The 20,117-nt window shown below is 40.4% G+C and carries 17 protein-coding genes and 1 tRNA gene; 1 reads left to right on the top strand and 17 read right to left on the bottom strand.

From position 1 onward, the window contains the following. Positions 1-9: 9 nt before the first annotated feature. From htpG to ACS604_RS11160, 5 genes are all read right to left on the bottom strand, one after another. Positions 10-1,929 carry a molecular chaperone HtpG gene (gene htpG / locus ACS604_RS11140; RefSeq protein ID WP_004795082.1) on the bottom strand — a complete coding sequence of 640 codons (1,920 nt, stop codon included), beginning with the start codon at positions 1,927-1,929 and terminating at the stop codon, positions 10-12. Positions 1,930-2,031: 102 nt separating this feature from the next. After that, a complete protein-coding gene (locus ACS604_RS11145) occupies positions 2,032-2,385 on the bottom strand; it encodes a lysozyme inhibitor LprI family protein (protein WP_174730281.1) in 354 nt (117 codons plus the stop codon). Positions 2,386-2,574: 189 nt separating this feature from the next. After that, positions 2,575-3,156 (bottom strand): OmpW/AlkL family protein, encoded by a 582-nt coding sequence (locus ACS604_RS11150; protein ID WP_474771795.1) that lies wholly within the window; start codon positions 3,154-3,156, stop codon positions 2,575-2,577. A gap of 329 nt (positions 3,157-3,485) precedes the next feature. Next, complete coding sequence (locus ACS604_RS11155; RefSeq protein ID WP_353157740.1) at positions 3,486-4,910, bottom strand: Na+/H+ antiporter family protein; 1,425 nt, start codon at positions 4,908-4,910, stop codon at positions 3,486-3,488. Between the two features lie 101 nt (positions 4,911-5,011). After that, positions 5,012-5,890: an alpha/beta fold hydrolase gene (locus tag ACS604_RS11160; protein ID WP_474771797.1), complete on the bottom strand. Its 879-nt coding sequence runs from the start codon at positions 5,888-5,890 to the stop codon at positions 5,012-5,014. 117 nt (positions 5,891-6,007) lie between these two features. Between ACS604_RS11160 and ACS604_RS11165 the strand changes: the two genes are divergently transcribed. Next, on the top strand, positions 6,008-6,493 hold the full coding sequence (locus tag ACS604_RS11165) for a DUF4442 domain-containing protein (RefSeq protein WP_004795093.1): 486 nt from the start codon (positions 6,008-6,010) through the stop codon (positions 6,491-6,493). A 44-nt stretch (positions 6,494-6,537) separates the two neighbouring features. Here the strand turns inward: ACS604_RS11165 and ACS604_RS11170 are convergent, their stop codons facing one another. The 12 genes from ACS604_RS11170 to ACS604_RS11225 all read right to left on the bottom strand — a co-directional run. Next, complete coding sequence (locus tag ACS604_RS11170) at positions 6,538-6,894, bottom strand: hypothetical protein (protein ID WP_004795095.1); 357 nt, start codon at positions 6,892-6,894, stop codon at positions 6,538-6,540. Positions 6,895-7,109: 215 nt separating this feature from the next. Beyond that, on the bottom strand, positions 7,110-7,475 hold the full coding sequence (locus ACS604_RS11175; RefSeq protein ID WP_004795096.1) for a hypothetical protein: 366 nt from the start codon (positions 7,473-7,475) through the stop codon (positions 7,110-7,112). Between the two features lie 180 nt (positions 7,476-7,655). After that, positions 7,656-11,849, bottom strand: coding sequence for a DNA-directed RNA polymerase subunit beta' (gene rpoC / locus ACS604_RS11180; protein ID WP_013199106.1), 4,194 nt, complete (start codon positions 11,847-11,849; stop codon positions 7,656-7,658). Positions 11,850-11,935: 86 nt separating this feature from the next. Further along, a complete protein-coding gene (gene rpoB, locus ACS604_RS11185; protein WP_004795100.1) occupies positions 11,936-16,024 on the bottom strand; it encodes a DNA-directed RNA polymerase subunit beta in 4,089 nt (1,362 codons plus the stop codon). Positions 16,025-16,329: 305 nt separating this feature from the next. Further along, positions 16,330-16,695 carry a 50S ribosomal protein L7/L12 gene (gene rplL / locus ACS604_RS11190; RefSeq protein WP_474771800.1) on the bottom strand — a complete coding sequence of 122 codons (366 nt, stop codon included), beginning with the start codon at positions 16,693-16,695 and terminating at the stop codon, positions 16,330-16,332. A 48-nt stretch (positions 16,696-16,743) separates the two neighbouring features. Next, positions 16,744-17,250, bottom strand: coding sequence for a 50S ribosomal protein L10 (gene rplJ / locus ACS604_RS11195; RefSeq protein ID WP_004699170.1), 507 nt, complete (start codon positions 17,248-17,250; stop codon positions 16,744-16,746). Between the two features lie 313 nt (positions 17,251-17,563). Continuing rightward, complete coding sequence (rplA, locus tag ACS604_RS11200) at positions 17,564-18,259, bottom strand: 50S ribosomal protein L1 (RefSeq protein WP_004795104.1); 696 nt, start codon at positions 18,257-18,259, stop codon at positions 17,564-17,566. A 3-nt stretch (positions 18,260-18,262) separates the two neighbouring features. Then, complete coding sequence (rplK, locus tag ACS604_RS11205) at positions 18,263-18,691, bottom strand: 50S ribosomal protein L11 (protein WP_001074682.1); 429 nt, start codon at positions 18,689-18,691, stop codon at positions 18,263-18,265. Positions 18,692-18,800: 109 nt separating this feature from the next. Beyond that, positions 18,801-19,334, bottom strand: coding sequence for a transcription termination/antitermination protein NusG (nusG, locus tag ACS604_RS11210; RefSeq protein WP_003654499.1), 534 nt, complete (start codon positions 19,332-19,334; stop codon positions 18,801-18,803). Positions 19,335-19,341: 7 nt separating this feature from the next. Beyond that, entirely contained in the window at positions 19,342-19,782 is a 441-nt protein-coding gene (secE, locus tag ACS604_RS11215) for a preprotein translocase subunit SecE (RefSeq protein WP_004795106.1), read from the bottom strand. 75 nt (positions 19,783-19,857) lie between these two features. Then, a tRNA-Trp gene (locus ACS604_RS11220) sits at positions 19,858-19,933 on the bottom strand. A gap of 60 nt (positions 19,934-19,993) precedes the next feature. Then, positions 19,994-20,117: EF-Tu C-terminal domain-related protein (locus tag ACS604_RS11225; protein WP_075861485.1), on the bottom strand; the 124-nt coding region annotated here is incomplete at its 5' end.

Raw genomic sequence — 20,117 nt, forward strand, 5'->3', positions numbered from 1 at the left:
TACGCTGAATTACTTCAGCAATAAGCTATTAATACGTTTTACATAAGCTGCTGGATCTTCAGGTAAACCACCTTCAGCAATAACAGCCTGATCGAAAATCACGTTTGCCAAGTCATCAAACTGCTCTGAACCTTCAAGTTTTTTCACTAAAGGATGCTCAGGGTTAATTTCTAAGATTGGTTTGATTTCAGGTACTTCTTGTCCCGCTTGTTTTAGCATCCGGATGAGTTGAGGCGATAACTCACCTTCGCTTGTTACTAAACATGCAGGCGAATCAACGAGACGTGTAGTCACGCGTACTTCTTTAGTTTTAGCTTTCAATGAGTCACTTAGTTTCTCAACAACAGGTTTGAACTGTTCAGCGGCTTGCTCAAGTGCTTTTTTCTCTTCAGCATCTTGCAAATCACCTAAATCAACCGCGCCTTTTGACACATTCTTTAATGGTGTACCGTCAAACTCTTGAACAAAGTTCATTGCCCATTCGTCAACACGCTCTGCCATTAATAATACTTCAATACCTTTTTTCTTGAACAACTCAAGCTGTGGTGAGTTTTTCGCTGCCGCTAAGCTGTCAGCAGTCACATAGTAGATGGCTTTTTGGCCCTCTTTCATACGTGCCTTATAGTCAGCAAAAGAAGTTGTTACTTCATCATTTGTTGATGTCGCATAACGTAATAATTTTAAAATACGTTCACGGTTACCAAAGTCTTCGCCCAAGCCTTCTTTAAGTACTGAACCAAACTCACTATAGAACGTCTTGAATTTTTCTTGATCTTTTTCATCTTCAGATTTAGCCAAGCCATCAAGTACAGTTAGTACGCGGCGTGCATTACCCTCACGAATCGTTTTGACATCACGGCTTTCTTGCAACAACTCACGGCTGACATTCAGTGGTAAATCAGCACTGTCCACTACACCTTGAACAAAACGTAGATAATTTGGAATTAAGTTATCCGCATCATCCATAATAAAGACACGTTTTACATAGAGCTTAATGCCCGCTTTTGCTTCACGAGTAAAAATGTCATGTGGCGCTTTACTTGGAATATAAAGTAGCTGCGTATATTCAGTACTACCTTCAACACGGTTATGCGCCCAAGCCAGTGGTGCTTCAAAGTCATGCGTTAAGTTTTTATAGAACTCAACGTACTGCTCTTCAGTCACTTCGCTCTTGTTACGTGTCCATAAAGCGCTGGCTGAGTTAATTGCTTCCCACTCGCCAGTTTTGACCATTTGGCCGCCTTTAGGCTCCTCACCTTCAGCAACCTCTTCTTCTTGCCAAACTTCTTTTTGCATTTCAATTGGCAAACTAATGTGGTCAGAGTATTTATTAACGATCTGCTTAACTTTATAAGATTCTAAATAATCAAGCGCGTCATCACGCAAGTGAAGAATAATGTCGGTACCACGTGAAGCCTTATCAATTTGTTGAACTTCAAACTCGCCTGTACCACCGCTAATCCAACGCACCCCTTCAGATGCATCTAGACCCGCACGGCGTGATTCCACGGTAATTTTATCAGCAACAATAAAACCTGAGTAAAATCCAACACCAAATTGACCAATCAACTGAGCATCTGCTTTTTGATCGCCAGTCAATTTTGACATGAAATCTTTAGTACCCGATTTTGCAATCGTACCTAAGTTATCAATCGCTTCTTGCTGATTTAAGCCGATACCATTATCAGAAATGGTTAAAGTTTTATCTTCTTTATTTAAAATAACTCGTACATGTAAATCTGGATCATTTTCATAATATTCAGGATGATTAATTCCTTCAAAACGCAACTTATCACATGCATCTGATGCATTAGAGATCAGCTCGCGTAAGAAAATCTCAGGGTTAGAATAGAGAGAATGCGTCACTAAATGTAAAAGCTGTGCAACTTCCGCTTGGAAACTATAATTTTGTGATGCTTGTTCACTCATAAATCACTCCTTAAATTTTGAAGTCTGTTTGTTCTCGAATGCTTTATGAATGGAGTACTTCTAGAATTTTTCAATCCTGAATATTAAAAATTTTTACTCTAATTAAAATGGACCATGGCTTAACACTCTATCTTGCAAGATAGAGTCCAACTGCTGTTGTCGTTGTTGGTAAGCTTTGCTAAGACAACTTACACCAGCCGCACAAGCATTTCTTTTTTTCAGCCATTGGTATTGAGCATCTTTCTGGCTATCACGCCCACCCATCGGCAATGCATGCAGGACAATTTGATAGGTTGTTGCCATTTTCACATCAGCATCATTTAAAGAACGATTTTTACAAATACTTTTTTCCGTTTTGGTTTTTGCAGCATCACATGAGAAACTTGCGGCTTGCAAACTCTGTGTAAAAGCAATACCACTAAAAACAGCCAAACACATCGCTAATTTTTTGTTCATGATTTTATTCCCATGTTTTGTAATGAATAGAAATTATTTTAGAAAAAAATTTGCATAAGATATGTATAAAACTGTCTGTTTTATGCTTTTTTTAGTGCAAATAAAATCCATAAAAAAACCTCACATAAAATATATGTGAGGTGCCTGAGTCTAGGTTTATTATTATATTTTTTCTATTTATTATTATGCTTAAAATTTATAGCTATAACCTAAAGTGTAAACAAATGGGTTTATATCCAGGTCAAATTTATAATCATTCGTTAAAGTAACTTCCGGACTAATATCAGCATAACGAACGTCTACAAATACACCCCAGTTTTTAGCATCAGCAGGTTGGAAATTAAAACCAACTTGCCCTGCTACACCAAAATCTTCTTTAACTTTTACAGCAGCCCCTTGTTCATCCCAAGGAATAAATGCTGTAGCACCAACACCAATATATGGTGTGAAACGAGTTGAGTTTTTAAAATGATATTTTGCTGTAATTGTTGGTGGTAACTGTTTAATACGCGCTACCTTGTTTCCATCTAACAAAACATCATGGTTAACTGGCGCTGCTAATAACAATTCTGCTGAAAATGGAGATTGTCCAAAAAAATATTCAACTGATGGCGTAAAAGCATATTCATGGTCTGCTTTTACCACGCCTAAAGGTGTTGTTGTATCTTCTGATGGTGCAATAACACTACCACCAAATTTTACTTGCCAGTTACCAGCAAAAGTAAAAGAAGACATCCCCATTAATGCAACAACCAAAACTTTTTTGAACACTTTAATATCTCCAAACTTATTTATATTTATAATAAACATGTATTTTAAAATCATGCAATACACATTATAAAATTAATTTATAATTTATTTTTAAATAACTGTTTTAAATAAAATTATATATTAACCAACTATTTTAATTGGTTTTTATTCCAACCCAATTAATCAAGATTATTTTATATGACCAACTATTTTAATATACTTTATAATTCTGAGTATTTTAATATAATTTATTTTAAATACATCTTTTATTTACCCAATAAAAAACCTTCTTAATTTAAATCTAAAGATCATCATTAAGAAGGTTAATAATTTAATATTTTATAAAAAATCTATAAAACCATTGCAGCAATCCAGCCAAAAATTAATAGCGGAATATTAAAATGAATAAATGTAGGTACAACCGTATCCCATATATGGTCATGTTGCCCATCTACACCTAAACCAGCGGTTGGGCCTAACGTCGAATCAGAAGCTGGTGAGCCTGCATCACCTAATGCTGCTGCTGTCCCAATAAGGGCAATCGTCGCTAATGGTGAAAATCCGAACTGAACGCATAACGGTACATAAATAACGGCTAATACAGGTACACTTGAGAAAGATGAACCAATACCAATCGTGACAAATAGACCAATACAAAGCATTAAGAAAGCTGCAAGTGCTCGATTATCCCCAATGATTTCAACCACACCTTTGACCAGTTGATTGATATCCCCTGTATGCGTCATTACCGATGCAAAGCCCGCAGCAGAAATCATAATGAAACCTACCAAGGCCATCATTCGCATGCCTTGTACAAAGACATCATCTGCATCTTGCCACTTAAAAATTCCGGCAGTAGATAGAACAGCAAAACCGACTAAACCACCCAAAATCATTGAACCCGAATAGAGCTGTGCAGCAAGTGTCAGGCCAATTGCAAGCAATGCCATATAGATCGTTTTCTTTGCAATTACAGGCGCTTGCTCTGCCTCATGCTTTAACTCTTCTGCATCTGCTTTTAAGTCAGCTGTTTCATCTTGCGCTGTTGCACGAAGAGGTTTATCTAAATCAATCGTTGTAGTGGGTGTAATAGCGCGATCAGCATAAATTCTTGGTTTACGGTAGCTAATAAATACAGCAACCAAAGTACCTAAAACCATTCCCAAAACTGGAATAGCCATGCCAATTGACATCATGCCACGCTCTACATGTAAGCCATACGTTGCGCCAACTTTGTTGATATTCCCCATCAAAATTTGTTCAAGGAAAATTGCACCAAATCCAACCGGAAGAAAAATATAAGTTCCGACTAAACCTAGCGTAAGCACACAGGCTGCTGCTCGACGATCTAACTTTAAATGGTTCATTACCCGTAATAATGGCGGAACAAGTACAGGAATAAAGGCAATATGAACCGGAATAAGGTTCTGAGAGAAAATAGCAGCGATAAGTAAAATACCTAACAGTAGATATTTCACTTTCGTTTCGCGGCTTTTTCCAGCTTCCATTCCCAACAAACCAATCAGTTTATGGGCAAGTAAATCAGGTAAACCAGATTTTGAAAGTGCCAGAGCGAATGCCCCTAACACAGCATAGGCAAGTGCAACTTCAGCACCATCGCCAAGACCTGCGTTAAAGGCATCAACGGTTTGAGAAAGGCTTAAACCTGCTACGAGGCCGCCTACAATGGCAGAAACCACTAAAGTCAGTACGACAGAAACGCGCGCCAGTGATAATAAAAACATCACCGCAATCGCAATAACGACAGCATTCATGAATAAATTCAGAGCAAAACAAAAGGCGACATTCTATCAGATTCAGACCTATGAAGCCGAAAATATCGCCGAATTAACAGTTTTATGCAGTCACTCAATGATTAAGCTTGGGCCTTAATAAACTGACGAATATGATCCGCAATTTTTGCCGGCTCACTTAGAATTGCCCAGTGATTTGCTTCAAGCTCTACATATTCAAAATTTTCTACCCACTTTGGCATAGCCTCAGTAATATATTCAGGACTCACAAAAGTATCATATTTTAAAATAACGGCTTTAACTGGACATTGAGCATAACGCTGACGAGGGCCAGTTAAACGAGGAATAAAATTTGCTCGATATAAATTAATGCCATATTTACCATCTGCATTAATATTATTATTTAAAGGTAAATTACTTTTTCTCTCTAGCTGAGTCAGGACTTTCCCCCATTTTTCAGGGCTAAAAAGAGACCATACTGTTGGTGCTAAAAAAGGAAGATGGAATGCACCGATATACCAAGATTTGGTTAATATTTTTAGGATCTGAACTGGTGAAGATTTAAATTTATCACGCAAAAATAAAGCTGCATGATCAAGACATGGCCCAGAAATGGTTGTATATGATAATAACCGCCCTTTAAATTTAGGCTCAGTTACCGACTCCCAAGATTGAATTGAACCCCAATCGTGTGCAGCCATATGGAATTGACGATTTGGTAATAACTCATCAACTACTTCTTGTAAATCTAGAGATAACCGCTCTAAACGGTAATCACGTATACGTTTTGGTATAGACGACAAACCCGCCCCACGTACATCATAAGTGACAATGTAAAAGTCATTGATTAAATTTTCAATGATTGATTCCCATACTTCTTGATTGTCAGGATAACCATGTACTAAAACCAACGGTGTATTTTTTTCGTCGCCCCATGTTTTGGCACAAAGCGTTTGTTGGTCACTTGTTGTTACTGTATGAACTTTTGGCTGCATAATCATTTCCTATCTTGTTTTTCAATCGATCATGTCGTTAGTCGGATAGAGCATTGCCATCAATATAAAAAAGATGATACTTATCTAGTATGAATACTGTTTCAATAAAAAAAATTGACTATTATGGCTATTTTAAGAAGACTTCAGAACAATCCTACGATTTCAAAATTTCTATTTAATCACTACCCACCTTATCGTGGTGCAGGGATTTATATTGAAATCATGAATTTAGAACTTTGCCATGTACGTGTGAAAATGCCTCTGACCTGGAAAAACCAAAACTTGGTCGGAACACACTTTGGGGGTAGTCTTTATTCAATGGTTGATCCATTTTACATGATGATTCTGCTGCATCATCTCGGATCAAAATATATTGTTTGGGATAAAGCTGCTGAAATTAATTTTCTTTCCCCTGGTCGAAGTACGGTATATGCAGATATTCGAGTAGATTTAGCTGAGATTGAGCAAATACGTGAGCTTGCTGAAAACTACGACCCTGTTTTAAGAACTTATCATCTAAATATTTTTGATGAATCTGGGGTAAGAATTGCCGAAGTTAAAAAAACGCTTTATATCCGACGTAAAAAAGCAAAACCTTTCCCTCAATGAAAATAAGCGCTAAAAAGCGCTTATTTTCTTCAATCAATACTGTGTTATCTTTTTTCTTCAATCGCTGCACCAGCACCACCGCCTATCGCACCGCCAATTGCAGCACCAGAGTCACCACCCAATATTGCTTTACCTACCACAGAACCGATACCAGCTCCGATCGCACTCTTAGTCGTGGTTTGTTTACTACCGCCTTGGCTATTTGAACCAACACCAGCACCTACTGCTGCACCTAAGCCTGCACCAACACCACCGCCTACATGGTTACCTAAGCCACCACCTAGTGCTCCACCTGCTGCTGCTGCACCAATACGCTGGTCAGACGGACTCATATTTTGACAACCCGTAATCATAAGCGTAGACAACATTAAAGCAGAAACTAATCCTATTGTTTTTTTCATGGCCTTACTCCTATTACCTGTTCTAATGAAAAGAATAATCCTCTTTTATGAGTAATTTGATCAGATTGTGTTATTCATCTGTCCTAATCGATTGATATTTTGTAAAGCTCATCTATTTATGCTCATTAAGCAAAATTTTAATTATAAAAAAGACATAAAAAAGAAGCCTCTAACAGGTTAAAGACTTCTAGGTTTAAACATTATTAGGAATACTTTTAGTACTTCCCTTTCTTCTCTTCATAAGCTGCGCCCGCACTACCACCCAGTGCACCACCTGTAGCAGCACCAGCATCGCCACCAATGATTGCGCCACCTAACACCGCACCAACACCGGCACCAATTGCACTATTACGCACGGTTTTACTACTAGATCCTTTTGCATTAGCTGCTACGCCGGCACCGAGAGCCGCTCCTAAACCTGCGCCAATATTACCGCCCACATGTTTACCTACAGCACCACCTGCGCCACCACCGATCGCAGCCGAACCAATACGTTTACTCTCTGGGCTCGCATTCTGGCAACCAACAAACAAAGTTGTTGACATCAGGCCAACGCTCGCAATCGTCATCATTTTTTTCATTAGATTTACTCCAGTCTCCATAAGCATGTAGCCTAATCTGTTTTTGTGGAGCGTTTATCCCGCTTAAGTAATAAAATAATGGCTCTTTAATATGTTTATGTAATTACCACTTTTAATTGTTATAAATAAATATAAATAAAAAAGGCACCCTGAGGTGCCTTTTTTAATGCCAGTCTAAACTTAGAATTGTTCTGAGTTTAATGCTTGGCTAAATGCTTGGTCTACTTCGCTGAAGTCATTGTGAAGCTCATGTTCAGCAGCTTCTGCTTCTTGACGACGACGTTCTAAGTGGTATGCAAGACCAGTACCAGCTGGAATCAAGCGACCTACTACAACGTTTTCTTTCAAGCCACGTAAATCATCTTCTTTACCTGTTACAGCAGCTTCAGTTAACACACGAGTTGTTTCCTGGAACGATGCAGCAGAGATGAACGAGTCTGTAGAAAGCGATGCTTTCGTAATACCCATCAATTGACGTTCAAACTTCGCAGGGAACTTGTTCTGAGCCAAGACAGCTTGGTTCTCTTGAACAACGCGGATGTAATCCACTTGCTCGCCTTTGATGAAGCTTGTATCACCACCATCAGTGATATCAACTTTACGCAACATTTGACGTACGATAACTTCAATATGTTTGTCGTTGATTTTTACACCTTGGAGACGGTATACGTCTTGAACTTCGTTCACGATGTAGTTAGTTAATGCAACTTCACCTTTCAAACGTAAGATGTCGTGCGGGTTTTGTGGACCATCAGAAACTGTTTCACCACGGTTCACATGCTCGCCTTCGAACACGTTGATTTGACGCCATTTTGGAATCAATTCTTCGTAAATCTCAGAACCATCATCTGGGGTAATTACTAAACGGTTTTTACCCTTAGTTTCTTTACCAAAGCTTACAACACCTGAAACTTCAGCAAGAATTGCATGTTCTTTCGGTTTACGTGCTTCGAATAAGTCAGCTACACGTGGAAGACCACCGGTAATATCACGAGTACGTGATGTTTCTTGTGGTACACGACCAATTACGTCACCGACACCAATCGTTTCGCCATCGCGAACAGTTACGATTGTGTTTTGTGGCAAGAAGTAGAACTGTTCGCCGCCATCTGTTGTATCCAACACGATTGCAGGACGTAAATCTTTACCAGAAGCAGGACGAGCTGTTACAGGCAAGATTTCAACAGTAGTCATACCAGTTGCATCATCAGTTTTCGATGTTGCAGTTACACCATCAGCGATTTGGCTGAAACGTGCTTTACCAGCAACTTCTGTTACCAATGGATGTGTATGCGGATCCCAAGTCGCTACGATACCGCCAGCTTCAACAGCTTCACCATCTTTCAACAAGATGCTTGCACCGTAAGGAAGTTTATAACGCTCGCGCTCACGACCTAAATCATCGGCAATACCAATTTCACCTGAACGTGAAACTGAAACCAAGTGGCCTTTTGCATGTTGTACAGTTTTCACGTTATGGAAACGTACAGTACCTTTGTTACGTACTTGAACACTGTTTGCAGCAGAAGTTCGGCTCGCAGCACCACCAACGTGGAACGTACGCATCGTTAACTGTGTACCTGGTTCACCAATAGATTGTGCTGCCATTACACCAACTGATTCACCAGGGTTAACCAAGTGACCACGTGCAAGGTCACGGCCATAACATCTAGCACATACACCAAAAGCAGATTCACAAGCAATTACTGAACGTACTTTGACTTCATCCACACCCGCTTCTTCAAGATGAGCTGCGATTTTTTCGTCAATTAACGTACCACGAGGTAATACAACTTCATCATCAGATGCACGACGTACGTCTTCAGCAGTTACACGACCTAATACGCGGTCACGTAATGGCTCGATGACATCACCACCTTGAATGAATGGAGTCATCACCAGACCACCAGCTGTACCACAGTCAGGTTCGGTAATTACCAAATCTTGCGCTACGTCTACAAGACGACGAGTCAAGTAACCAGAGTTCGCAGTTTTTAATGCTGTATCGGCCAAACCTTTACGCGCACCGTGTGTTGAAATAAAGTACTGAAGTACTGTTAAACCTTCACGGAAGTTCGCTTTAATCGGTGTTTCGATAATCGAACCATCCGGTTTTGCCATCAAGCCACGCATACCAGCAAGCTGACGAATCTGCGCCGCACTACCACGGGCACCAGAGTCAGACATCATATAGATGCTGTTGAATGATTTTTGTTTCTCGTCTTCACCTTGTTTGTTTTTCACAAGTGTATAAGACAAGTTATCCATCATCGCTTTAGCAACTTGGTCGTTTGTACGCGCCCAGATATCGACAACTTTGTTATAACGCTCACCAGCAGTTACGAAACCTTGTTCGAACTGTTGTTCGATTTCACGAACTTCTGTTTCAGCTTTATCAATAATTGTGTGTTTAGTAGGTGGAATTAACATGTCTTCCATACCTACAGATACACCTGAACGAGTCGCTTGACGGAAGCCCAAGTACATTAATTGGTCAGCAAAGATAACGGTATCTTTCAAACCAAGTTTACGGTAGCAAGAGTTGATTAACTTCGAGATATTCTTTTTAGTCATCTCAAGGTTGATCATGTCAAAGCTTAAGCCTTGTGGAACAACTTCCCAAAGCAAACAACGACCTGGTGTCGTATCAACAATAATAGTTCCGTGTTCACGTTCACCATTTTCATTGATAACAGTTTGATGCACACGTACTTTAACACGAGCATGGATCGCAACCTGACCAGTTGCAAGCGCGCGGTTTACTTCGTGAGTATCTGCAAACACCATGCCTTCGCCTTTAGCATTTACTGCATCACGCGTGATGTAGTAAAGACCCAAGACAACGTCCTGAGAAGGAACGATGATCGGCTCACCATTCGCTGGTGACAAAATGTTGTTTGTTGACATCATCAATGCACGAGCTTCTAACTGTGCTTCAAGTGTCAATGGAACGTGTACCGCCATTTGGTCACCATCGAAGTCGGCGTTAAACGCAGCACAAACGAGTGGGTGAAGACGGATTGCCTTACCTTCAATAAGAATAGGTTCAAATGCTTGAAGACCTAAACGGTGAAGTGTTGGCGCACGGTTCAACATTACTGGATGTTGACGAATTACAGAGGCAAGAACGTCCCAAACTTCTGGAGTCTCGCGCTCAACCATTTTCTTCGCAGCTTTAATAGTTGTTGCTTGACCTGAAGCTTGTAGTTTCGCAAAAATAAATGGCTTGAATAATTCAAGTGCCATTTTCTTCGGAAGACCACATTGGTGAAGACGTAAAGTAGGACCTACAGTAATTACCGAACGACCAGAATAGTCAACACGTTTACCAAGTAAGTTCTGACGGAAACGACCTTGTTTACCTTTGATCATATCTGCCAAAGATTTTAATGGACGTTTGTTAGAACCGGTAATTGCACGACCACGACGACCGTTATCAAGCAATGCATCTACAGACTCTTGTAACATACGTTTTTCGTTACGTACGATGATATCTGGTGCTGCAAGATCAAGAAGACGCTTCAAACGGTTGTTACGGTTAATGACACGACGATATAAATCGTTCAAGTCAGAAGTCGCGAAACGACCACCTTCAAGTGGAACTAATGGACGTAAATCTGGTGGAAGTACAGGAAGTACATTCATCACCATCCATTCTGGCTTGTTGTTTGAATCGTTGAATGCTTCCATCAATTTCAAGCGTTTAGACGCTTTTTTCAACTTCGTTTCAGAAGTTGTTTGAGGAATTTCTTCACGTAAACGTGCGATTTCAGCTTCAAGATCGATATCTTTTAATAAGTCCTGAATCGCTTCTGCACCCATTTTCGCAGTGAATTCATCACCGTGCTCTTCAAGTGCATTGAAGTATTCTTCGTCTGTTAAAAGTTGATACTTTTCAAACGGAGTCATACCAGGATCAGTTACAACGTATGATTCGAAATACAATACGCGTTCGATATCACGAAGCGTCATATCAAGTAATAAACCGATACGAGATGGTAACGATTTTAAGAACCAGATATGTGCAACTGGAGAAGCGAGTTCAATGTGACCCATACGTTCACGACGAACTTTCGCTGTAGTTACTTCAACGCCACATTTTTCACAAATGACGCCTTTGTATTTCATACGCTTGTATTTACCACACAAGCATTCGTAATCTTTTACTGGACCAAAAATTTTGGCACAGAACAAACCGTCACGTTCTGGTTTAAACGTACGGTAGTTAATTGTCTCAGGTTTTTTAACTTCACCATGAGACCATGACTTAATCATTTCTGGTGACGCAAGACCAATACGGATACGGTCAAACTCAATTGGTGCATGACCATCTGAGTCCGTTTTCTTACGCATGATATCGAGCAAGTCTTTCAATTTTTTTCTCCGTGTGTCGGGAAGCAACGCTTACCCGACTGGGTCACAAATATTGTTTTTTCCTAAAAAATCGTGAGTCTTACGACTTAGTCACCATTTTTCAGTTCAATGTTGATACCTAAAGAACGGATCTCTTTGGTCAATACGTTGAACGATTCAGGCATACCCGGATCCATATAATGGTTACCATCTACAATATTCTTATAGATGCGTGTACGACCTTCAACGTCATCCGACTTAACAGTTAACATCTCTTGAAGAGTATATGCTGCGCCGTAAGCTTCAAGTGCCCAGACCTCCATCTCACCGAAACGCTGACCACCGAACTGTGCTTTACCACCAAGCGGTTGTTGTGTAACAAGTGAGTAAGAACCAGTTGAACGCGCATGCATTTTGTCATCAACCAAGTGGTTCAATTTGAGCATGTACATGTAACCTACAGTTACAGGACGATCAAACTGTTCACCCGTACGACCATCAAACAATACTGTTTGACCAGTACGTGAAATGTCAGCTAATTCAAGTAAGTCTTTAATTTGGCTTTCTTCAGCACCATCAAATACAGGAGTAGCTAAAGGCACACCAGCACGTAAGTTGCCAGAAAGAGCTAAAACTTCAGCATCAGTTAAGCTATCAAGATCTTCTTGCTCGCCACCAACTTTGTTATAAATCTTGTCTAAGAATTCGCGAAGTTCTAAAACTGTACGCTGTTCTTTCAACATTTTTTCGATTTTATCGCCAAGCCCTTTAGCCGCCATACCCAAGTGAGTCTCAAGAATCTGACCCACGTTCATACGAGATGGTACACCCAATGGGTTCAATACGATATCTACCGGTACACCGTTCGCATCGTGTGGCATGTCTTCAACAGGTAAAATGTTAGATACAACACCTTTGTTACCGTGACGACCAGCCATTTTATCACCAGGCTGAATACGACGTTTAACTGCTAGGTAAACTTTAACAACTTTCAGAACGCCTGTTGTTAACTCATCACCAGTTGAAAGCTTACGTTTCTTCTCTGCAAACTTCTCATCAATTTCTGCACTCTTCTCTTTCAAGAACACTTGAATTTGAGATAAACGTTCAGCAATTGCTTCGTCTGTAGGTTGGATTTCAAGTAAGTCAACAAGCTCTAAACCAGACAACATATCTTCAACAAGTTTGTCGCCACGTTTAGTCGAACCACCACCGTTAGATTCTTGGCCTTTAAGCAAACGAATTACACGCTCACGTGCTGCTTCTTCAAAGATCTTGTATTCTTCTTTCAAGTCTTTACGGTAAGAGTCAAGCTGTGCTTTTTCAATTGCTAACGCACGGTCATCTTTCTCTAAGCCATCACGAGTGAAGACTTGAACATCGATAACTGTACCTTTAGTACCAGATGGAACACGTAAAGATGAGTCTTTAACGTCGGCTGCTTTCTCACCAAAGATTGCACGAAGCAATTTTTCTTCAGGAGTTAACTGAGTTTCACCTTTAGGCGTTACTTTACCAACAAGGATGTCACCAGCAGTAACTTCAGCACCGATATAAACGATACCTGATTCATCAAGTTTAGAAAGTGCAGCTTCACCTACGTTAGGAATATCGGCAGTAATTTCTTCTGCACCTAACTTAGTATCACGCGCTACACATGATAATTCTTGAATATGAATAGAAGTTAAACGGTCTTCTTGAAGTACACGCTCAGATAATAAGATCGAGTCTTCGTAGTTGTAACCATTCCACGTCATGAACGCTACACGCATGTTTTGACCAAGCGCAAGCTCACCCATATCTGTTGACGGACCGTCTGCCAAAATGTCACCGCGAGCAACTTTGTCGCCCAAATTCACGATAATATTTTGGTTAATACAAGTGTTTTGGTTAGAACGTGTATATTTAATGAGGTTGTAAATATCTACACCAGCCTCACCTGCAATCATTTCATCTTCGTTTACACGAATAACGATACGAGAAGCATCTACATATTCAATCGCACCACCACGGTTTGCGATCACACATACACCAGAGTCACGTGCTACGTTCGCTTCCATACCTGTACCTACAAGCGGTTTATCCGCACGTAGAGTAGGAACTGCCTGACGTTGCATGTTTGAACCCATTAATGCACGGTTCGCGTCATCGTGTTCAAGGAATGGAATAAGCGATGCAGCTACAGATACAACCTGCTGTGCAGATACATCCATATGCGTCACTTTTTCAGGTGGCATACGTACGAATTCACCTTGATGACGAACAGAAACGAATTCTTCTGTTAAGTTGCCATCTTTATCTACAGCAGAGTCGGCCTGTGCAATAACAGTACCCACTTCTTCAATAGCAGATAAATATTCAACTGCATCAGTTACACGACCATCTACTACTCTACGGTATGGTGTTTCCAAGAAACCGAAGTCATTCGCTTTTGCATATACAGAAAGCGAGTTGATCAAACCAATGTTTGGACCTTCAGGCGTTTCAATTGGACATACACGACCATAGTGAGTTTGATGTACGTCACGTACTTCAAAGCCCGCACGTTCACGCGTTAAACCACCAGGTCCAAGCGCTGAAACACGACGTTTATGTGTAATTTCAGATAATGGGTTGTTTTGATCCATAAACTGAGACAATTGGCTTGAACCAAAGAATTCTTTGATTGCAGCTGCAACTGGTTTTGCGTTAATGAGATCTTGTGGAGACAAATTATCTGTTTCTGCTTGGCTTAAACGTTCTTTAACAGCACGTTCAACACGAACTAAACCAACACGGAATTGGTTTTCAGTCATTTCACCAACAGAACGTACACGACGGTTACCCAAGTGATCGATATCGTCGACTTCACCTTTACCGTTACGGATTTCAACTAATGTACGTAATACATCGATGATATCTTCGTGCGATAAAATACCTTCTACTTCACGTGACTTCTGATCAGTACCAACTTCGTATGGGCGACCCAAACGACGGTTGAACTTCATACGACCTACTGGAGATAAGTCATAACGTTCAGAAGAGAAGAATAAGTTGTTAAATAAGTTTTCAGCAGCTTCTTTTGTTGGTGGCTCGCCTGGACGCATTACTTTATAGATTTCAACTAATGCTTCTTCACGACCAGATGTTGTGTCAGCACGTAATGAATCAGCAACAAATGAACCACGGTCAATATCGTTCGTAAACAAGATATTGAATTGTTTAACGCCGCCTTCTGCCAGTTTCACCATAACTTCATGGCTTAACAATGTATTTGCAGCAATCACATCACCATTACGTAAAGTAATATCTTCAGCAGTGATACGCTCATACAAGTACTCATCAGGAACTGATAGCTTAGCTAAACCAGAAGCTTCCATTTGACGTACGTGACGTGCATTAATACGTTTACCTTGTTCAACAATGATTTTACCGTCATTGTCAGCAATATCAAATTGCGCCATTTCGCCACGCAGACGATCTGGAACGAGGTCAATTTGATAGCTACCCATATCAAGATATACAGGCACTTTCTCATAGAACAAATTCAAGATTTGTTCATTGTTATAACCCAATGCACGCAACACAACAGTTGCTAATAATTTACGACGACGGTCAATACGTACATAAACTAAATCTTTAGCATCAAATTCGAAATCTAACCATGAACCACGGTAAGGAATAATACGTGCAGAATAAAGTACTTTACCACTTGAATGTGTTTTGCCTTTATCGTGATCGAAGAACACACCAGGTGAACGATGTAATTGAGATACAATTACACGCTCAGTACCATTGATAACAAAGGTACCATTGTCTGTCATGAGTGGCATTTCACCCATGTAGACTTCTTGTTCACGTACGTCTTTAATAGATTTAGTTTCGCGATCTTTAATAATCAAACGAATTTTTACGCGCATTGGTGCTGCATAAGTCGAACCACGTAAAATACATTCACGCACATCAAACTCAGGCTTACCAAGGCTATACTCAACAAATTCTAAAGCAGCATTGCCAGAATAACTTTCTATAGGAAAAACTGAACGAAATGCGGCTTGGAGACCGATATCTTCGCGGTTTTTTGGAGATTTGCCACCTTGCAAGAACGTTCTATACGAATCGACCTGAATCGAAAGTAAGTACGGTGCTTCCATTACTTGGGGCAATTTACCAAAATTCTTACGGATCCGTTTCTTTTCGGTATATGAGTATGCCATCTGGAGTCCTCGGAAAGTAAACCAAGCCCGCCTGCAGAACGGGCTCAGAAGGAATTACACAGGCCGATATGGCCACCACTGTTTACAAATGCTGCAATTTTTAGTGGTATTAAAACGCTTAACAATATTTTTGAAAAAGAAAAATATTGGTAAGCATTTGAAATTACTTTGATTCTTCTGAAATATAACAGTTATTGTACAGAACAAACAAAAATCGAGCCGATTATTGTAACGCAAAAAGGCTGATGACCCAAGAGCCATCAGCCATTTTATGGAGCCGATTTAAAAACCGACTCCTTTTACAATTACTTAAGTGTAACTGTAGCACCAGCTTCTTCAAGTTTCTTCTTAAGTTCTTCGCCTTCTTCTTTAGAAACGCCTTCTTTAAGAACTTGTGGAGCACCTTCAACTAGGTCTTTAGCTTCTTTAAGACCAAGGCCAGTTGCTTCACGAACTGCTTTAATTACAGCTACTTTGTTAGCACCAAAAGAAGTCAACTCAACGTTGAATTCAGTTTGTTCTTCAGCAGCAGCAGCAGCAGGAGCAGCAGCTACAGCTACAGCAGCAGCAGATACGTTGAATTTTTCTTCAAAAGCAGAAATAAGTTCAACAAGTTCAAGAACAGTTTTTCCAGCAACTGCGTTTAGGATTTCTTCGTTTGTTAAAGCCATGAGATTAACTCCAAATGGGTATTGAATGGTGTGGAAGTAGATTTAAGCTTAAGCAGCTTCTGACTCGTTTTTCTCTTGAAGCGCTGTAAGTAAGCGACCCAATTTCGAAATAGGAGCTTGAAGAACAGATGCGAGCATAGTAAGCGCTTTTTCTTGGTTTGGAAGGTTTGCGATAACGCTAACATCAGCACCTTGATAAAGTTTGCCGTCAAATGCAGCAGCTTTTAATTCAAATGCTTTGTTAGTTTTAGCAAATTCTTCAAACAAGCGTGCAGCTGCACCCATATCGTCTTCAGAAGTTGAGAATGCTAAGATTGTTGGGCCAACAAGGTTGTCATTCAAGATTGCAAATTGCGTATCTTGAAGAGCACGTTTAGCCAAAGTGTTACGTACAACGCGTGTAGCAACACCTAGTTTACGAGCTTCAACACGAAGAGTAGTTAACTGCTCAACGGTTAAACCTTGATAGTCAGCAACAACGGCAGCGAACGCTGTAGAAGCAGTTTGAGCCACTTCAGCAACGATCTGTTTTTTGCTTTCAATAAGAAGAGCCATTGTAAAACCTCCTAACGGTGATTTATGTACTCAAAAAAGTACACTCCCAATTCGCAAGTCAATAAGGATTTGACTTGCACGCGGAGGAGGAATAAATCACACCACCGCGTCTACGCAGGCTGGGTTATTAAGAAGATATTCAAAAGAAGTCTCTTCGCCTGTGGTCTTTGACGCTGATAAATTTACATTTATCAATTCAAAGTCCGCCTGATGAGTGAGGAAACAAAGCAATACTTTGAATGAGTATAAAAACCTATAATTTTTATACTCTGCCCTCAATCAGGACTTTAAAATTCTTGACTAAGTTTCAAACTTAGTTAGAAACGTTGCTTACATCAACAGTAAGACCAGGACCCATAGTTGAGCTCAAAGTGATCTTTTTGATGTATACACCTTTAGAAGTTGCAGGTTTTAACTTTTTCAAGTCAGCAACTAAGGTTTCAACGTTTTGACGGATAGCAGCAGCTTCAAAGCCTAATTGACCGATCGCAGCATGGATAATACCCGCTTTGTCTACACGGTAACGAGCCTGACCAGATTTAGCGTTTTTAACAGCATTCGCTACATCAGGAGTTACAGTACCAACTTTAGGGTTTGGCATTAAACCACGTGGACCAAGAATTGTACCGAGCTTACCAACAACACGCATAGCGTCAGGAGCAGCGATTACAACATCAAAGTCAAGGTTTCCACCTTGAATGCTTTCAGCAAGGTCATCAAAACCTACGATGTCTGCACCAGCTTCTTTAGCAGCTTCTGCTTGCGCGCCTTGAGCAAACACAGCTACACGTACAGTTTTACCAGTACCAGCAGGTAATGTAGTCGCACCACGAACAACCTGATCAGATTTACGTGGGTCTACTCCAAGATTTACAGCTACATCCAAAGATTCTTTGAACTTTGCAGCAGGTAGGCTGTTAAGAACTTGCACTGCTTCTTCCAAAGTGTAAACTTTGTTTGCTTCAACAGCAGCAGCAATGGCTTTTTGACGTTTAGTTAACTTTGCCATGTCTTATAGCTCCACTTCCAAGCCCATAGAACGCGCAGAACCAGCAATGGTACGTACACGTGCGTCTAAATCAGCACCAGTTAAATCTGGTTCTTTAGTAGTCGCAATTTCTTCTAACTGAGCACGAGTCAACTTACCAACTTTAGTTTTGTTTGGTACAGATGAACCCTTTTGGATACCAGCAGCTTTCTTAAGAAGAATAGAAGCTGGAGGAGTTTTCATGATGAATGTGAACGACTTGTCGTTGTACACAGTAATCACTACAGGAATTGGAAGACCTGGTTCAACTTTTTGTGTAGCAGCATTGAATTCTTTACAGAATGCCATGATGTTTACACCACGTTGACCTAATGCAGGACCAATTGGTGGAGATGGATTTGCTTTACCAGCTGGAACTTGCAGCTTGATATAGCCGTCAATCTTCTTAGCCATTTTAAAATACCTCTGGGTACGAACGCCGCTAGGCTCCCCAATCTTTACGCAACACTACTGTTACAACAACAATGCCCGATAAAATCGGGCGCTTTTCAACCAATTAAGATTAAATCGTTTTTTCGACTTGGCGAAATTCGAGTTCAACCTGAGTTGGTCGATTAAATACATTAATCGTCAACGTTAAACGTGACTTTTCGTATTGAACTTCTTCCACCACACCTTTAAAGTCTGTGAATGGACCGTCAATAACAAGTAATTCTTCACCAGGCTCAAACATCGTCTTAGGACGTGGTGCTTCACCTGTATTACGTACACGCGCAAGAATCGCATCTGCTTCGCGCTGAGTGATTGGTGCTGGTTTTTCAGGTGTACCACCAATAAAACCTAGAACCTTTGGACATTCTTTAACGATATGCCAAGTATCATCATTCATTTCCATTTCGACTAACACATAGCCAGGAAAGAATTTACGCTCAGATTTACGTTTCTTACCATCCTTCATTTCTACCACTTCTTCGGTAGGAACAAGGACATCACCAAAGCTATCAGCAACAGCGCTACGCTGGATTCGTTCTGTAAGCGAACGCAACACTTGTTTTTCATAGCCAGAGTAGGCATGAATAATGTACCAACGTTTCATAGCTCTTTTACCCGATAATCAACTTAATTAACCAACCCAAACCATAGTCAAAGCACCATAAAACCAATGATGCAACAACTACAACCAATAGAACCTGCCACGATGTAGTGACTGTTTCTTGTTTTGTTGGCCAAGTTACTCGACGCAATTCGACTCGTGCATCTTTTAGCAAACGAACGAAGCCTTTACCTTGATGGGTGGCGTATAATAAACCTAAAGCCACAACGATACAAGCAAAAATTGCCCCAACGCGCACCCAAATATTATTTGCAGGCGCCCAATACGCTGGTAAATACTGATTCACCATAGTAGCTAAAAGCAAGAATGCAATTGCAATCACCCATAGAACAATATCTAAAGGCGAACCAGAACGAACAACTTCAGCAGAATTATTTCTTTGAGGAATTGGCGCGTCGCTCAATGCGTCACGCGATTTATCATTCGACATTTTTGTACTCGTCGTAGAACTCGCGACTTATTATATGAACAACTAAGCCAGCATCAAGCTTTTTATTTCAAAATATGGCAGGTCAGGAGGGACTCGAACCCCCAACATTCGGTTTTGGAGACCGACGCTCTACCAATTGAACTACTGACCTATAATGCAAGTTGAGAGCCAAAGCCCTCAACTTGAGACGTAATCCGTCACTATATTATGCTTATGCAGTTACTTTCGCAACAACACCAGCACCTACAGTACGACCACCTTCACGGATCGCAAAACGTAGACCTGGGTCCATTGCGATTGGGTGGATTAATTCTACTGACATTTCAACGTTGTCG

This window comes from Acinetobacter sp. Li1LvA2 (assembly GCF_056156705.1).

Coding starts and splice junctions, on each gene's coding strand:
- htpG (WP_004795082.1), bottom strand. CDS start 1,929: ATGAGTGAACAAGCATCACAAAATTATAGTTTCCAAGCGGAAGTTGCA.
- ACS604_RS11145 (WP_174730281.1), bottom strand. CDS start 2,385: ATGAACAAAAAATTAGCGATGTGTTTGGCTGTTTTTAGTGGTATTGCT.
- ACS604_RS11155 (WP_353157740.1), bottom strand. CDS start 4,910: ATGAATGCTGTCGTTATTGCGATTGCGGTGATGTTTTTATTATCACTG.
- ACS604_RS11160 (WP_474771797.1), bottom strand. CDS start 5,890: ATGATTATGCAGCCAAAAGTTCATACAGTAACAACAAGTGACCAACAA.
- ACS604_RS11165 (WP_004795093.1), top strand. CDS start 6,008: ATGGCTATTTTAAGAAGACTTCAGAACAATCCTACGATTTCAAAATTT.
- ACS604_RS11170 (WP_004795095.1), bottom strand. CDS start 6,894: ATGAAAAAAACAATAGGATTAGTTTCTGCTTTAATGTTGTCTACGCTT.
- ACS604_RS11175 (WP_004795096.1), bottom strand. CDS start 7,475: ATGAAAAAAATGATGACGATTGCGAGCGTTGGCCTGATGTCAACAACT.
- rpoB (WP_004795100.1), bottom strand. CDS start 16,024: ATGGCATACTCATATACCGAAAAGAAACGGATCCGTAAGAATTTTGGT.
- rplL (WP_474771800.1), bottom strand. CDS start 16,695: ATGGCTTTAACAAACGAAGAAATCCTAAACGCAGTTGCTGGAAAAACT.
- rplJ (WP_004699170.1), bottom strand. CDS start 17,250: ATGGCTCTTCTTATTGAAAGCAAAAAACAGATCGTTGCTGAAGTGGCT.
- rplA (WP_004795104.1), bottom strand. CDS start 18,259: ATGGCAAAGTTAACTAAACGTCAAAAAGCCATTGCTGCTGCTGTTGAA.
- rplK (WP_001074682.1), bottom strand. CDS start 18,691: ATGGCTAAGAAGATTGACGGCTATATCAAGCTGCAAGTTCCAGCTGGT.
- nusG (WP_003654499.1), bottom strand. CDS start 19,334: ATGAAACGTTGGTACATTATTCATGCCTACTCTGGCTATGAAAAACAA.
- secE (WP_004795106.1), bottom strand. CDS start 19,782: ATGTCGAATGATAAATCGCGTGACGCATTGAGCGACGCGCCAATTCCT.